14 protein-coding genes are annotated in these 14,513 nt (G+C 69.6%); 4 read left to right on the forward strand and 10 right to left on the reverse strand.

Going from position 1 to position 14,513, the window contains the following annotated elements; genetic code table 11:
- Positions 1 to 37 precede the first annotated feature (37 nt).
- From kdpC to RWH44_RS07840, 5 genes are read right to left on the reverse strand one after another with little or no spacing between them, the layout of a single operon-like run.
- Positions 38 to 628, reverse strand: a complete 591-nt coding sequence (gene kdpC, locus RWH44_RS07820) for a K(+)-transporting ATPase subunit C (RefSeq protein WP_298870350.1) — start codon at positions 626 to 628, stop codon at positions 38 to 40.
- 11 nt (positions 629 to 639) lie between these two features.
- Positions 640 to 3,030 (reverse strand): potassium-transporting ATPase subunit KdpB, encoded by a 2,391-nt coding sequence (gene kdpB, locus RWH44_RS07825; RefSeq protein ID WP_316004131.1) that lies wholly within the window; start codon positions 3,028 to 3,030, stop codon positions 640 to 642.
- The gene (kdpA, locus tag RWH44_RS07830) at positions 3,030 to 4,715 is read right to left on the reverse strand and encodes a potassium-transporting ATPase subunit KdpA (protein ID WP_316004132.1); all 1,686 of its coding nucleotides are present in this window, start codon (positions 4,713 to 4,715) and stop codon (positions 3,030 to 3,032) included. Before kdpA ends, kdpB begins: the two co-directional genes overlap by 1 nt.
- A 3-nt stretch (positions 4,716 to 4,718) precedes the next feature.
- Entirely contained in the window at positions 4,719 to 4,808 is a 90-nt protein-coding gene (kdpF, locus tag RWH44_RS07835; RefSeq protein WP_074696280.1) for a K(+)-transporting ATPase subunit F, read from the reverse strand.
- Positions 4,805 to 4,945 carry a hypothetical protein gene (locus RWH44_RS07840; RefSeq protein WP_316004133.1) on the reverse strand — a complete coding sequence of 47 codons (141 nt, stop codon included), beginning with the start codon at positions 4,943 to 4,945 and terminating at the stop codon, positions 4,805 to 4,807. Before RWH44_RS07840 ends, kdpF begins: the two co-directional genes overlap by 4 nt.
- 287 nt (positions 4,946 to 5,232) lie before the next feature.
- On the opposite strand from RWH44_RS07840, the gene arfB reads away from it, so the two are divergent.
- Complete coding sequence (gene arfB / locus RWH44_RS07845; RefSeq protein WP_316004277.1) at positions 5,233 to 5,652, forward strand: alternative ribosome rescue aminoacyl-tRNA hydrolase ArfB; 420 nt, start codon at positions 5,233 to 5,235, stop codon at positions 5,650 to 5,652.
- Between the two features lie 169 nt (positions 5,653 to 5,821).
- Here the strand turns inward: arfB and RWH44_RS07850 are convergent, their stop codons facing one another.
- From RWH44_RS07850 to RWH44_RS07860, 3 genes are all read right to left on the reverse strand, one after another.
- Complete coding sequence (locus RWH44_RS07850) at positions 5,822 to 7,915, reverse strand: APC family permease (protein ID WP_298870357.1); 2,094 nt, start codon at positions 7,913 to 7,915, stop codon at positions 5,822 to 5,824.
- Positions 7,916 to 8,028: 113 nt separating this feature from the next.
- Positions 8,029 to 8,883, reverse strand: coding sequence for a serine hydrolase domain-containing protein (locus RWH44_RS07855; protein ID WP_316004134.1), 855 nt, complete (start codon positions 8,881 to 8,883; stop codon positions 8,029 to 8,031).
- A 115-nt stretch (positions 8,884 to 8,998) separates the two neighbouring features.
- Positions 8,999 to 9,706 carry an SDR family oxidoreductase gene (locus RWH44_RS07860; RefSeq protein ID WP_316004135.1) on the reverse strand — a complete coding sequence of 236 codons (708 nt, stop codon included), beginning with the start codon at positions 9,704 to 9,706 and terminating at the stop codon, positions 8,999 to 9,001.
- A 149-nt stretch (positions 9,707 to 9,855) separates the two neighbouring features.
- On the opposite strand from RWH44_RS07860, the gene RWH44_RS07865 reads away from it, so the two are divergent.
- Positions 9,856 to 10,488, forward strand: coding sequence for a TetR/AcrR family transcriptional regulator (locus RWH44_RS07865; RefSeq protein ID WP_316004136.1), 633 nt, complete (start codon positions 9,856 to 9,858; stop codon positions 10,486 to 10,488).
- A 125-nt stretch (positions 10,489 to 10,613) separates the two neighbouring features.
- Here RWH44_RS07865 and RWH44_RS07870 read toward each other — a convergent pair whose 3' ends face one another.
- A complete protein-coding gene (locus RWH44_RS07870; RefSeq protein WP_316004137.1) occupies positions 10,614 to 11,474 on the reverse strand; it encodes an alpha/beta fold hydrolase in 861 nt (286 codons plus the stop codon).
- Positions 11,475 to 11,535: 61 nt separating this feature from the next.
- A complete protein-coding gene (locus RWH44_RS07875; RefSeq protein ID WP_316004138.1) occupies positions 11,536 to 12,531 on the reverse strand; it encodes an NADP-dependent oxidoreductase in 996 nt (331 codons plus the stop codon).
- A 183-nt stretch (positions 12,532 to 12,714) separates the two neighbouring features.
- Between RWH44_RS07875 and RWH44_RS07880 the strand changes: the two genes are divergently transcribed.
- Together RWH44_RS07880 and RWH44_RS07885 are read left to right on the forward strand one after the other, a co-directional pair.
- Complete coding sequence (locus RWH44_RS07880; RefSeq protein WP_316004139.1) at positions 12,715 to 13,347, forward strand: TetR/AcrR family transcriptional regulator; 633 nt, start codon at positions 12,715 to 12,717, stop codon at positions 13,345 to 13,347.
- A gap of 36 nt (positions 13,348 to 13,383) precedes the next feature.
- Positions 13,384 to 14,490 carry a VanZ family protein gene (locus tag RWH44_RS07885; RefSeq protein ID WP_316004140.1) on the forward strand — a complete coding sequence of 369 codons (1,107 nt, stop codon included), beginning with the start codon at positions 13,384 to 13,386 and terminating at the stop codon, positions 14,488 to 14,490.
- Positions 14,491 to 14,513 lie beyond the last annotated feature (23 nt).

Here is a 14,513-nt window from a genome sequence, read left to right on the forward strand (position 1 = left end):
GCGGCGGGTGACAGACGCATGTCCCTGATTCTCGTCGTCAGAGCGCGTCGAGCGCGCGATTGAGCTCGAGCACGTTCACGCGGGCCTCGCCCAGGTAGCCCAGGTCGCGGGACTGCACGTGCTGCTGCACGAGCGCCTCGACGTCGGAGACCGGGATGCCGCGGGCCTCGGCGACCCGCGCCGCCTGGCGCTGCGCGTTCGCGACGGAGATGTCGGGGTCGAGGCCCGAGCCCGAGGCGGTCAGGGCGTCGGCGGGGATCGACCCGGAGCCGTCGAGCTCGCGGGACGCCGCCTGACGCTCCTCGATCGAGGAGATGAGGTCGTCGTTCTCGGGGCCGAGGTTCGATCCGCTCGAGGCGGCGGAGTCGTAGCCGTCGCCGGCGGCGGAGGGACGCGACTGGAAGTACTCCGGCAGCGCCGCGCCGTCGGCATCCGTGAAGGACTGACCGATCAGCTGCGAGCCCGCGACCTGCCCGTCGGCCGAGCGTACGAGCGAGCCGTTGGCTTGGAAGGGGAGGGCGACCTGTCCGACGGCGGTGATGACGAGCATGTAGCCGACGCCGAGCAGGACGGTGAAGACGAGCATCGCGCGGACGGCGACGCCGGCGGTACGCAGGGTGGTGCGCATGAGGGGGCCTTTCAGAAGCCGGGGAGCAGGCTCACGACGAGGTCGATGAGCTTGATGCCGATGAAGGGGACGATGACGCCGCCGAGCCCGTAGACGAGCAGGTTGCGGCTGAGGATGCTCGACGCGCTCGCGGCGCGGTACTTCACGCCGCGCAGGGCGAGGGGGATGAGCACGATGATGACGATCGCGTTGAAGATGATCGCGCTGGTGACGGCGGATGCCGGCGAGTGCAGGCCCATGACGTTCAGCACGGCGAGTCCGGGGAACACGCCCATGAACATCGCCGGGATGATCGCGAAGTACTTCGCGATGTCGTTCGCGAGCGAGAACGTCGTCAGCGCGCCGCGCGTGATGAGCAGCTGCTTGCCGATGCGCACGATGTCGATGAGCTTGGTCGGGTCGGAATCGAGGTCGACCATGTTGCCGGCCTCCTTCGCGGCCGAGGTGCCCGTGTTCATCGCCACGCCCACGTCGGCCTGCGCCAGGGCGGGGGCGTCGTTGGTGCCGTCGCCGGTCATCGCGACGAGATTGCCGCCCTCCTGCTCGCGCTGGATGAGGGCGAGCTTGTCTTCGGGGGTGGCCTCGGCGAGGAAGTCGTCGACTCCGGCCTCGGCGGCGATCGCCTTGGCGGTGAGCGGGTTGTCGCCCGTGATCATCACGGTGCGGATGCCCATGGCCCGCAGTTCGCCGAAGCGCTCGCGCAGCCCGTCTTTGACGACGTCCTTGAGGTGGATGACGCCGAGCACGCGGCCGACGCCGGCGGAGGTGGCTGAGCCCGTCGAAGCCACCGGGAGCTGCGGGGTGCCGGTCCCTTCGACAGGCTCAGGGACCTCGGTTGCAGGGGAGGTGGCTGAGCCCGTCGAAGCCACCGGGAGCTGCGGGGTGCCGGTCCCTTCGACAGGCTCAGGGACCTCGGTTGCAGGGGAGGTGGCTGAGCCCGTCGAAGCCACCGGGCGTCCCGCCGGAGTCCAGGTCGCGACGACCAGGGGCGTGCCGCCCGACTGCGAGATGGCATCCGTCGCGCTCTGCAGCTGCGCCCGCAGCGCCTCGGGGACGGGGGAACCAGATGCCGCGAGCCACGCCACCACGGCAGACGCGGCGCCCTTGCGCACCTGCGTGCCGTCGACGAGGTCGAGCCCCGACATGCGCGTCTGCGCCGTGAACGGAACCGGCTCGGCCCCGCGGGGCATCTCGGCGACGATGCCCTGCGCGGCCGCCAGCTCGACCACCGACACGCCCTCGGGCGTGGGGTCGGCCTGCGACGACAGCGAGGCGTACTCCGCGAGCTCCGGGCCGCCGACGCCCTTCATGGCGACGAAGGCGGAGGCGCGGCGGTTGCCGTAGGTGATCGTTCCGGTCTTATCCAGCAGCAGAGTGGTGACGTCTCCCGCGGCCTCGACCGCGCGGCCCGACATGGCCAGGACGTTGCGCTGCACGAGCCGGTCCATGCCCGCGATGCCGATCGCGCTGAGCAGCGCGCCGATCGTCGTCGGGATGAGGCACACGAGCAGCGCCACGAGCACGGGGATCGAGACGGGCGATGCCGCGTACGAGGCGATCGGGTTCAGCACGAGCACCACGACCACGAACACGATCGACAGGCTCGCCAGCAGGATGTTCAGCGCGATCTCGTTGGGCGTGCGCTGGCGCGAGGCGCCCTCGACGAGGGCGATCATGCGATCGACGAACGTTTCACCGGGCTTCGACGTGATCGTCACGACGATGCGGTCGCTGAGCACGCGCGTGCCGCCGGTCACGGCGCTGCGGTCGCCGCCCGACTCGCGCACGACCGGGGCCGATTCGCCGGTGATGGCCGACTCATCGACGGTCGCGATGCCGTGCACGATGTCGCCGTCGCCGGGGATGAGCTCCCCGGTCTCCACCAGCACGATGTCGCCGACGCGGAGGTCGCCCGAGGGCACGTCCTCGGTGGAGGCTCCGGATGCCGCGGGGTCGGCCGTGGCGTCGTACGACACGACGCGGCGGGCCGAGGTGGTCGTGCGGGTCTTGCGCAGGGTCGCGGCTTGCGCTTTGCCGCGGCCCTCGGCGACCGACTCGGCGATGTTCGCGAAGAACACCGTGAGCCACAGCCAGACGGCGATGCCCCAGGTGAACCCGAACGGCAGCTGCTGGTCGGACGCTGAGCCCGTCGAAGCGTCCCCGAGGAACGGCTCGGCGATCGCGATGAGCGTGGTCAGCGCCGCGCCCACCCACACGAGGAACATGACGGGGTTGCGCCACTGGGCGGCGGGGTTGAGCTTCTTCGCCGCGCCCGGGAGGGCGGCGACGATCTGCGCGGCGCTGAACGCGCGGCGCGGGGCGGGGGCGCCGGACCCTTCGACGGGCTCGGGGGCCGACGACCCTTCGACGGGCTCAGGGATCGTGGAAAGGGAAGTGGACATCAGCGGGTCAGTCCTTCAGCGAGGGGTCCGAGAGTGAGGACGGGGAAGTAGGTCAGGGCGGTGACGATCACGGCGACACCGGCGAGCAGGCCCGCGAACTGCGGGCGGTGCGTCGGCAGCGTGCCGACCGTCGCGGGCACGGCGTCCTGGGCTGCGAGGGCACCGGCCAGGGCCAGCACGAACACGATCGGCAGGAACCGGCCGAGCAGCATCGCCACCCCGAGCGCGGTGTTGAACCACGGGGTGTTGGCGGTGAGGCCTGCGAAGGCGGAGCCGTTGTTGTTCGCCGCCGAGGTAAAGGCGTAGAGCACCTCGCTGAGTCCGTGCACACCGGGGTTCCATATCGACGTCGACTCGACGTCGGAGCGGATGGCGGGGATGCCGAAGCTCAGCGCGGTGCCGGCGAGCACCAGGGTGGGCGTGACGAGGATGTAGAGGCTCGCGAGTTTGATCTCGCGCGGCCCGATCTTCTTGCCGAGGTACTCGGGCGTGCGGCCGATCAGCAGTCCGCCGACGAACACGGCGATCACGGCGAGGATCAGCATGCCGTACAGGCCCGAGCCGACGCCGCCGGGGGCGACCTCGCCGAGCATCATGTTGATCATCGGCATCATGCCGCCCAACGCCGTGTAGCTGTCGTGCATCGAGTTGACGGCGCCGGTCGAGGTGAGCGTGCTCGTCGAGCCGAACAGCGTCGAGCCGAAGATGCCGAAGCGCACCTCCTTGCCCTCCATCGCCGCGCCGGCCAGCCCCGGCGCGGTTCCCGCGCCGACCGTCTCGGCCCACGTGAGCAGCGCGGTGGATGCCACGAAGATCGCCGCCATCACGCCGAGGATCGTGTAGCCCTGGCGGTCGTCGCCGACCATGCGGCCGAAGGCGCGGGGGAGCGAGAACGGGATCACCAGCATGAGGAAGATCTCGAAGAGGTTCGTCCACGGGGTCGGGTTCTCGAACGGGTGCGCGGAGTTGACGTTGAAGAAGCCGCCACCGTTGGTGCCGAGCAGCTTGATCGCCTCCTGGGATGCCACCGGCCCGCCCGGGATCGACTGGGCCGCACCCGTGAGGGTCGTGGCATCCGTGAATCCGGTGAGGTTCTGCACGACGCCGCCCGCGAGTAGCACGACGGCCGCGATGACCGCGAACGGCAGCAGCAGGCGGAACGTGCCGCGCACGAGATCGACCCAGAAGTTGCCGATCACGCCGCTGCGGCGGTACGCGAAGCCGCGCACCAGGGCGACCGCGACGGCGATGCCGACGGCGGCCGAGACGAAGTTCTGCACCGTGAGCGCGGCGAACTGCACCGTGTAGCCCAGGGTGGACTCGCCCGCGTACGACTGCCAGTTGGTGTTGGTGACGAACGAGACGGCGGTGTTGAACGACAGGGCTTCGCTCGGGGCCTCGATCCCCAGCGCGAACGGCAGCACCGGCTGCAGGCGCATCAGCGCGTAGACGAAGACCACGCCGACGACCGAGAACAGCAGGACGGAGCGCAGGTAGGCCTGCCACGTCTGGGCGCTGCGCGCGTCGACGCCGATCAGGCGGTAGAGCCCGCGCTCGACGGCGAGATCGCGCTCGCCGGTGTAGATGCGGGCGATGTGGTCACCGAGGGGGCGGTAGGCCAGGCCCAGGGCGACGATGAGGGTGAGGCTGGTCAGGACGATCGACCAGAGGGTTCCGGCATCCATGGGTCAGAACTTCTCGGGACGGACGAGGGCGACCACGAGGTACACCACGGCGGCGACCGCGAGGACCGCGGCGAGGATGGAGAAGAAGATCACGGCCGGTCGCCCCCTCGCGTCCGAGTGCGGGGCGCCGAGGAACGGGCGTCGGGGCCCAGCTTCTCGACCCCCTTGGCGACGAGGGCGAACAGCGCGAACAGCGCGACGGTCGCGGCGAGGAAGACGGCATCGAGCACGACGACTCCAGGTTCGGATACACAACCGCGGCAGCACCGCGGGCGCCGCGGGGCGGCACGTGTGTCGATACAACTCCGCCGGGGCGCGGCATCCTCGGGCCCTAACGCTTTCCCTACGGGTCGCTGACGGACGCATACGGAGTGCTTACGGGGTCGCTGGAACCGCGGGCCGCGCGGGTCGCGGTGCACAACTCCTGCATGGCGTGCCTCCACGGGAGCCGAAACCGTCGGGACGCCGATTCTGCAGGAGTTGCGCGCCGACCGCGCATGATGGAGGCATGGCCGACATGGACGTGCGCGTGACCGCGGGACTCACCATCCCGGCGGCCGAGCTGTCGTGGCGGTTCTCGCGCTCGTCGGGTCCGGGCGGTCAGGGCGTGAACACCGCGGACTCCCGGGTGGAGTTGATGTGGGATGCCGCGGCATCCGCCGTCCTGTCGACGGTGCAGCGCGAGCGTGTCTTCGAACGGCTCGGCCATCGCCTGGTCGACGGCGTGATCACGATCGCGGCGTCGGAGGAGCGCGCTCAGCTGCGCAACCGCGACGCCGCACGTGCCCGCCTCGCCGCCCTCGTGGCCGAGGCGGTGCGGCCGCCGGCGCCGCCGCGTCGCGCGACGAAGCCCACCCGCGGGTCGCAGGAGCGGCGCCTGAAGGCCAAGCAGCGCCGCACCGACGTGAAGCGGATGCGGCGGCGGCCGACCGACTGACGCGCGCCCTCTCCATCCCACAGCCGAGTGTCCAGAACACCCGGACGTTTTTCGAACGCGTCCGGGTGTTCTGGACACTCGACGGCGCTCCGGTCCACCGGATGCCGAAGGCCCGCGTCGCGGAACGCCGAACGCCCCCGCCGCGCGGGCGAGGGCGTTCGGACGGGGCTCAGGATGCCGAACCCGGCGGCGTCTTCTTCGACTTGGTCGCCGGCACCTCGGCGACTGGCCGACCACTGCGCTGCTGGCCGGGCAGGGGCCGCGAGCGGCGGCCGTAGATGAGCTCCGAGGAGTCCAGCAGCCACGGCACCAGCGTGATCGAGACGCCGTGCACCAGCATGAGCTGCTGCGCGAGGCGGCGGGAGCGTCGGTTGTGCAGGATCGACTCCCACCAGTGCCCGACGATGAACTGCGGCAGGTACACCGTCACGACGGCCGAGCCGTTGTTCTCGCGGTACTTCTTGATGAAGGTCGACACCGGCGAGCTGTAGGTGCGATACGGCGAGTCGATGATCACGAGGGGCAGGGGGAGGTCGTGCTCCGCCCACTCTTTCTGGAGCTTCGCGGCATCCTCGTCGGTGATCGCGACGTGCACGGCGAGGGTCTTGTCGTGGTTGGCCGCCAGGGCGTAGTCGATCGCCTTCATGACGGGCTTCTGCAGGCGGTTGACCAGCACGATGGCCACGTCGCCCGACGAGCCGAAGTGCACGTCGTCGTCCATGCGGATCTCGTGCTCGACGTCGCGGTAGTAGCGATTCACGCCGATCATCAGCACCGCGAGGATCGGGATGGCGATGAAGACCAGCCACGCGCCGTGCGTGAACTTCGTGATGGTCACGATGAGCAGTACGAGCACGGTCATGCCGGCGCCGACGGAGTTGATCCACAGGCCCGAGATGGCCGAGCGGCGCTCGATCGCCGCGGACTGCTGCTTCGCGGCCTCGGGCGAGAGCGTCTTCAGCCCCCGCAGCGCGCGGCGCCAGTGCCGGACCATGCCGATCTGGCCGAGCGAGAACGACACGAAGACGCCGATGATGTAGAGCTGGATCAGCGTGGTGAGGTTCGCCTGGTAGACCACGAGCACGCCGATGGCGACGATGCCGAGGATGATCATGCCGTTCGAGTACACGAGGCGGTCGCCGCGGGTGTTGAGGGCCTTCGGGGCGTAGCCGTCGCGCGCGAGCACCGACCCCAGCAGGGGGAAGCCGTTGAAGGCGGTGTTGGCCGCGAGCAGCAGCACGCACGCGGTGGCGGCCTGGATGACGAAGAACGGGATGCTGCCCATGCCGAAGGTCGCGGCGGCGACCTGCGCCATCAGGCTCGGCTGCGGGTTGTTGGCGCAGTCGAAGCCGATGAGGTTGCAGGGGTTCTCGGCGTAGTGCACGCCCGAGATGAGCGCGAGAGCGGTGAGGCCGACGAACAGGACGATGGCGATGCCGCCCATCATCGTCAGCGTCGTCTGGGCGTTGCGGATCTTCGGCATCCGGAACGCGGGCACGCCGTTCGACACGGCCTCGACGCCCGTGAGGGCGGAACAGCCGCTCGAGAACGCGCGCAGCACGAGCAGGATCAGCGCGGCCTGCGTCAGCGATTCGGCCTGCACCTCGTACTGGGCGCTCGAGGCGACGGGGGCGAATCCGAGGAAGGTGCGGCCGAGGCCCACGACGATCATCAGTCCGACCGACCCGATGAAGAGGTAGGTGGGGATCGCGAAGACGCTCGAGGCCTCGCGCACGCCGCGGAGGTTGACGATGACGATGAGGATGACGAAGCCGACCGCGATCTCCACCCGGAAGGGGTTGAGCTCGGGGAGCGCCGAGATGATGTTGTCGACTCCGGATGCCACCGACACGGCGACCGTGAGCACGTAGTCGACGAGCAGGGCCGCCGCCACGACGACACCCGGTACTTCGCCGAGGTTCTTGCTGGCGACCTCGTAGTCGCCACCGCCCGAGGGGTAGGCCTTGATGAGCTGACGGTAGCTGAGCACCACCACGACCAGCAGCACCACGACCGCCACCGCGACCCACGGGCTGAGGGTCAGCAGAGCCGTCCCGCCGATGAGGAGGATCATCAGCAACTCCTGCGGGGCGTAGGCCACGGAGGAGAGGGCGTCGGAGGCGAAGATGGGCAACGCCATCTTCTTGGGGAGGAGCTGCTCGTCGAGTTTCTCGGAGGTGAGGGGCTCGCCGATCAGGATGCGTTTCGCGATCGGCGTCTCTTCGCCGTCAACGCGACTTTCGTCAGTCACGGCGCGCGACACTACGCGCACTCGGGCCGCTGCGCAATCTGACGCGCAGGTCGTTCAACCACTGGTCGCTGGAACGTGACCAACGAATGCCTCGGATGCCGCATTCCCGATATCCGGAAAATGATTCATCGGGCAGCGATCCGGGCGATGAAGGCGGCCACGGCGTCCGCGCCAGCGTGGTCGTCGGCGGAGATCGTGACGACGGCATCGTCGACGAAGACGACCAGCTGTCCGTAGGCGCCGTGCAGGCGCCACGCGCCGCCCGGACCCTCCCAGCCGGAGAGGGCGTAGAGGCGGTACCCGTCGCCGGCGCTGCCGGTGTCGATCCACCCGGAGTGCATGGCATCCACGGTTCCGGGCGAGACGAGGACGCGCCCGTTCCAGACTCCTCGATCGCGGATGAGCAGGCCCAGGCGCGCCATCTCCTCGGTGCGCAGGGCGATCCCCTCGCCGCCGAGCACCCGCCCGTTCGGGCACCTCCGCCAGGAGACGTCGGCAAGGCCCAGGGGGATGAACAGGCGCGGGCGCAGGTAATCCTCGACGTCACCGGTGCGCTGCGACAGGGCATGCATGGCCGTGTACGTGCTGGCGTTGGAGTACTGGAAGACGCGACCCCGTGAGGGGCGCGAGAGGAACTCGGCGGACAGGTCGGGCCAGTCGGTCATCATCGTCTCCGACCACGGCAGGTCGATCCCGCTCGACATCGACAGCAGGTGACGCAGGGTCACGTCGTCGGCCGCCGTGCCGGGGAGGAGACACGCGACCGGCTCGTCGAGCGACACGAGCCCCTCGTCGGCCGCGATACCCGCGGCCAGCACCGCGACCGCCTTGGCGACCGAGTGGATCTCCTCGCGCACGTCGGGCGCCCAGCGGTGGGTGGCGACGTCGTCTCCGACACGGACGTGCAGGCCGTGGGCGTCGAAGTCGACCCCGGCGATGTGGTCGACGAGGGCGTCGCGGAGGTCGTCGGCCTGGAGCATGTGCACAGGGTACGCGGGGCGTAGTGGCATCCCTCTGGCGTGCGTTCCGAACCCCGAGAAGATGCGGAGGCGGGGAGCATCGCGTGATGCCCCCCGCTTCCCCTGCGTCGGATCCCTACTTCGCGAGCTGCGGGTACAGCGCCTCGAGGGGCGCCGACAGCGCCGCCTTCACCTGGACCGAGGTCTCATCGGCCAGCACCTCGTACTCTCCCGCCTCGGTGGCGTCGAACACCTTCGCGACGAGCACGGCGGGGTCGAGCTTCGGGTCGGTCGATCCCGCGGCCATCGCCGTGTCGACCCAGCCGACGTGCACGCCTACGACCTGCACGCCGGCGGGGTGCAGCTCGAGGCGCATCGAGTTCGTCGCCGACCAGAGGGCCGCCTTCGTCGCCGAGTAGATGCCGCCGACGGCGTACCAGGCCATTGCGGAGTGGATGTCGATGATCGCGGTCTCGCCGGCCCTGGCCGACAGCAACGGGGCGTAGGCGCGCGCGAGCATCAGGGGCCCGACGAAGTTCGTCTCGATGTTGCTGCGGATCTCTTCGTCGGTGTGATTCAGGATGCCGAAGCTCGAGGGCGACGCGCCGGCGTTGTTGATCAGGATCGTGACGTCGGGGGCTGCGGCGACGGCGGCCTCGATCGATGCGGCATCCGTCACGTCGAGCGGCAGGGGGAAGATGCGCTCGTCGACCCAGGTGCGGGGGGTGCGGGCGGTGGCGTAGACCTTCGCCGCGCCGCGGGCGAGCGCCTCGCGCACGAACTGGGTGCCGATGCCCCCGTTCGCGCCGGTGACGAGGACGGTTGCTCCGTCGAGTGAGGTCATGAGGGTGTTTCTCTTCCTTGTCGGGGTCAGGCGTGGGTCGTCGGACAGGTCGTCACCGGGCCGAGGGTGGGAGAATCGAGAAGGCCTTCGACGTTAGTGACTACGCTCATAACCGGGGCTACTCAGCATTAATTCCCGGAGGAGCGAAGATGTCACCGACCTCACCGCCCGTGGGCCGTCGCGAGCGCAACAAGCAGGAGAAGCTCGAGCGCATCATGGCCGCCGCGGGTGCACTCTTCGCCGAGCGCGGCGTCGACGACGTCACGACGCAGGAGATCGCCGACGCCGCCGACATCGGCACCGGCACCCTCTTCCTCTATGCAAAGACCAAGGGGGAGCTGCTCCTCCTCGTGCAGAACGCGCACTACTCCCGCGCCCTCGACGAAGGTCGCAGCGCCGCGGCGGCGGCATCCGGGGCGGTCGACGGTGTCCTCGCGCTGCTGGCGCCGGTCGTCGCGTGCAACCGGGCGCAGGTCGACAACGGCCGCACGTACCTGAGGGAGATGATCTTCGGTGACGCGGCGGAGCCGCACCACGCGGAGGCGCTCCGGGTCGTCGGCGAGAGCGAGCAGACCCTCATCGATCTGATCGTCACGCGCGCCGGACGCAGCGAGGGCGATGCGGCGGTGTTGGCGCGGGTCATCTCTTCCGGGCTGTTGGTCGCGATGGCCTCGGCGCCGACGGCGGAGACGAGCGTCGACGAGATCCTCGCGGTCGTCCGCGCCCAGGTCGAGGCGATCCTCCGCGGCGTCGAGGACGATGAGCGGGTGCCGGCCACGTAGCCCGTACCCGCCTCGTGATCGCGCCGCGTCAGTCGTCCTCGCCGGAGATCCCGACGGGCGCTTCGCTGAGGGTGTCCGCGGTGTCAGCTCTCCGGATGCCGGAGGATCACGCTGCCCGACACGGGTCAGGCGCGGACGTCGTCGAGGAATTTCGCCGCGACCGGCGCGAACTCCTCCCAGTACTGGAAGATGCCACCGTGCCCGGAGTTCGGGTAGATGATCAGCTCGGAACCGGCGATGCGGCGGTGTAGGTCCTCGGAGAGGATGCTGGGGACCATGCGGTCGTTGTCGCCGTTGGCGATGAGCGTGGGGGACGTGATCACCGAGAGGTCGGACGGCGCGGAGCGGCCGAACGCCACGATTGCCTTCAGCTGCGTGCTGAACGCCCTGGTGGAGATCTTCTCGTCACGGTCGACGGTGCGCTCCGTGAGTCGCTCGACGAACGCCTTCCCGGCCCTCTTGCCCTCGGCGTCGCGGTTAAAGAACAGGAACTCCTTCGGGTCCGAGCGTGTGATGACCGACCGGAAGATATCCCCGTAGGTCGTGCCGACGACCTTGTCCATGTCTTTGCCGCCGCGGGGGCCCGTGCCGGTGAGGATGAGACCGCGAACGAGGTCGGGGTGCGTTACCACGAGGTCCTGGGCGATCATCCCGCCCATCGAGAACGAGAACACGTCGATCTTCTCCAGGCCGAGACCCCGGGTGATGAACCGGTAGGCGTCATCGGCGGCGGTGTCGATGGTGTCGGGCACGCGGCCGCTGGAGGCTCCGACGCCGAGCTGGTCGAACGTGATGACGTGACGGGTCTTCGCGATCGCGTCGATGATGCGGGGGTCCCAGTTGTCGAGGGTTGCGGCGAGGTGGACGAAGAAGACGACGGGGATCTCCTCCCTCGGACCGAGTTCGCGGTAGGCGAAGGTGTCCGGGCCGACCGTGACGGTCTTCGCGGGGGCCTGGGCGTACGAGGTGATGACCTTTTCGTTCATGGGAAGACGTCCTTGGGTTCAGTGATGAGTGCGAGGGATGCCGGAGCGCGGGGGGAGGGGGTCACGCGCCGAGGAGGACGGACTTTCCGCGGATGCCACCGCGGTGCAGTGACTCGAGAGCCTTCGGCGCGTCGTCGAAGGGCGACGTGGCGCCGACGATCGGGCGGATCGCCCCGGCATCCACGAGGTCGGCGATCTTCCGTAGCTGCTCGCCGTCGGAGCGCATGAAGAGGAATTCGTAGGTGACGCCGAGCTTCTTCGCCTGCGCGTTGACCTTCCTGCTCAGCGCGCCGGTCACGAGACGCAGAACCGGGTTCAGGCCGATCTGCCGGGCGAACGCGGGCGTCGGCGGGCCGGCGATGCCGACGGCCATACCGCCGGGGCGCAGCGCCCGCAGCGACTTCGCCAGGTTCTCACCGCCGAGGCTGTCGAGCACGAAGTCGTACCCCGACAGCTCCGCCGAGAAGTCCTGGCGGGCGTAGTCGATCACGACGTCGGCGCCGAGGGAGCGTACGAACTCCGCGTTCTTCGCCGAGGTGGTCGTCGCCACCTCTGCGCCGAGGTGCTTCGCCAGCTGGATGGCGATCGTCCCGACACCCCCGGCCCCACCGTGGATGATTACCTTCTGCCCGCCCTTCACCCGGCCCTTCTCGACGAGGGCCTGCCACGCGGTCAGGGCGACGAGGGGAAGGGATGCCGCCTCGACGAGATCGATCGAGGAGGGGACGCGGGCGACATCCGCCTGGTCGACCGCGATGCGCTCGGCAAAGGTGCCAATCCGGTGATCGCGCGGCCGGGAGAACACCTCGTCGCCGGGCGAGAAGGAGCGCACCTGCGCACCCACCCGGATCACCGTCCCCGCCACGTCGTGGCCGAGCGTGAACGGCGGTCGGTAGGGGAGGAACGCTTTGAAGTCGCCGACGCGGATCCGCTCGTCCAGGCCGTTGAGCCCGGCCGCCGCCACCGCGATGAGGACGTCGTTCGGGCCGACGGTGGGCTCGGGGACGTCTGCTTCGTGGAGGGGCTTCTTGTAGCCGTCGATGACGAATGCACGCATTCCGGTATTCCTTTTCTGGGAGAGGGGTTCGGGTCCTGCGTCAGGCGCGCAGGAAAGATCGGATCCGGCCGGTGACGGCGGCCGGGTGCTGCGAGACCGCGCCATGCCCGGCATCCGGGAAGCTTCCCGCTTTGCGAGTAGACTCATTATTGACTCAACTCAGTCAAGAGTCAAGGAGGCGACATGAAACCGCAATCCGGTTCGGTCGGACGACGTGAGAAAGCGATGGCCGACAAGCGGAAGCGCATCCTGGATGCGGCGCGGTCCCTCTTCGCGGAGCGCGGGGTCAGCCGCGTCACCACCCAGGAGGTTTCCGAACGCGCGGACATCGCGATCGGGACGCTGTTCCGGTACGCGGCGACCAAGGCGGAGCTGCTCATCATGGTGCAGAACGAGAAGTTCCGCGCCGCCATCGACGACGGCCTCGCGGCATCCGGATCACCATCGCTGAGCGGCGCGTCGACGGAGGACCAGGTCATGGCTCTCCTCTCGCCCGTCATCGACTGCGTGCGCGAACAGCCCGAGAACGGTCGTCAGTACCTGCACGAGTTGGTCTTCGGCGACCCGCGGGAGCAGCATCGGAGCGCGGGCCTGGCCGAGGCCTGGCGGCTGGAGGCATCCATCGTCGACCTCCTGCGCATGCTCCCCGACGTCGATCAGCACGCGCACACCGCCCTGGCGCGGGTCATCACGGCGATCATCCACGTCACGATGACGGCGACCCTCCACCTCGACGACACCCCGGAAGAGGTGAAGGCCGTCGTGCGGTCACAGCTCACCGCCGTGCTGCGGTCGCCCGCAAGAACCGGGGGGTGAACGTGGACGTCTGCCCGCATTCCCTATGCTCGCGGAGTGCACAACATCGTCGGGTCGGGCCTGCTCGCCATCTTCGCGGGCGCGGTCGTCGCGGTGCTGGCGTTCGTGCCGTTCGTCGCCCTCAGCTACCGCCGCCGCGGGGGACTGACGCTGTGGCGCACGACGCTGTGGGCGGGCGCCGCGGTGTACTTCTGGGCGATCTGGACCTACACGCTCATCCCCCTGCCGGATGCCGAGGTCTACCGCTGCGCGGGCGTCAACCTCCGGCCGTTCGAGTTCGTCGACGAGATCCGCTCCGCCGTCGCCGTCTCGGGGCGCTACCTCACCGATCCCGTCGTGCTGCAGGTGGCGCTGAACGTGCTCCTCTTCCTCCCGCTGGGCTTCTTCCTGCGGGTGCTCGGCGGGCGCGGCATCCTGATCGCGGGGCTGGCGGGTCTGGTCGTCTCGGGGATCATCGAGACGACGCAGCTCACCGGCGTCTGGGGGATCTTCCCGTGCGCGTACCGCGTCTTCGACGTCGACGACCTGATCGCCAACACGTCGGGGGCCTTGCTGGGTTCGCTCCTCGCCTTCGCGGTGCCCACGCATCATCGGGGAGCGCAGAAGACCCCGGATGCCGAGCACCCCCGTCCGGTGACCCGTCGCCGTCGGCTGCTGGGCATCGCGTGCGACGTCGTGGGCGTGTGGCTCGTGGGCTTCGCCGTTTCGGTGACCGTGCAGGCGGTGATCGCCCTCGCCCTGGGCGATGCCGCGACCTTCTCGACCGACGAGGTGGCCTCGCTCGCGGGAACCGTCTCGTCGGCCGCGGTGTGGCTGGTGACCGTGCTCGCGACGGGCCGCTCCGTCGGCGACCTGGCCACGCGCGTGCGCTTCACGAACGGGGTGCTCCCGGCCTGGGTGGCGAGGCCGCTGCGGTTCCTCACGGGGGCCGGGTTCTACGTCGTGCTCGCCGGGCTCCCCGCCCCGTGGTCTCTGTCGGCCTTCGCGCTGGCTCTGGCCACCGGAGCCCTCGTGGTCGTGTGGCCCGACGGACGCGGCCTCACCGGGTGGATCGGGCGCCGTCGCCTGGTCGACGATCGCGCGGGGGTGGTGAGTCCGTCGGTCGACGGGGCGTCGCCGACTCGGGGGAACCTCCGCCCATGACAAAGATTGCCATGCGTGGATAA

It is taken from the genome of Microbacterium phycohabitans, from assembly GCF_032464935.1.
GTDB classification, from domain to species: domain Bacteria; phylum Actinomycetota; class Actinomycetes; order Actinomycetales; family Microbacteriaceae; genus Microbacterium; species Microbacterium phycohabitans.

What these genes read in the sequence shown, in the direction of transcription:
- RWH44_RS07880 (WP_316004139.1), top strand. Translation starts at nt 12,715, where the DNA reads ATGAAACCGCAATCCGGTTCGGTCGGACGACGTGAGAAAGCGATGGCC.
- RWH44_RS07875 (WP_316004138.1), bottom strand. Translation starts at nt 12,531, where the DNA reads ATGCGTGCATTCGTCATCGACGGCTACAAGAAGCCCCTCCACGAAGCA.
- RWH44_RS07865 (WP_316004136.1), top strand. Translation starts at nt 9,856, where the DNA reads ATGTCACCGACCTCACCGCCCGTGGGCCGTCGCGAGCGCAACAAGCAG.
- kdpA (WP_316004132.1), bottom strand. Translation starts at nt 4,715, where the DNA reads ATGGATGCCGGAACCCTCTGGTCGATCGTCCTGACCAGCCTCACCCTC.
- RWH44_RS07855 (WP_316004134.1), bottom strand. Translation starts at nt 8,883, where the DNA reads ATGCTCCAGGCCGACGACCTCCGCGACGCCCTCGTCGACCACATCGCC.
- RWH44_RS07870 (WP_316004137.1), bottom strand. Translation starts at nt 11,474, where the DNA reads ATGAACGAAAAGGTCATCACCTCGTACGCCCAGGCCCCCGCGAAGACC.
- RWH44_RS07860 (WP_316004135.1), bottom strand. Translation starts at nt 9,706, where the DNA reads ATGACCTCACTCGACGGAGCAACCGTCCTCGTCACCGGCGCGAACGGG.
- kdpC (WP_298870350.1), bottom strand. Translation starts at nt 628, where the DNA reads ATGCGCACCACCCTGCGTACCGCCGGCGTCGCCGTCCGCGCGATGCTC.
- kdpB (WP_316004131.1), bottom strand. Translation starts at nt 3,030, where the DNA reads ATGTCCACTTCCCTTTCCACGATCCCTGAGCCCGTCGAAGGGTCGTCG.
- arfB (WP_316004277.1), top strand. Translation starts at nt 5,233, where the DNA reads ATGGACGTGCGCGTGACCGCGGGACTCACCATCCCGGCGGCCGAGCTG.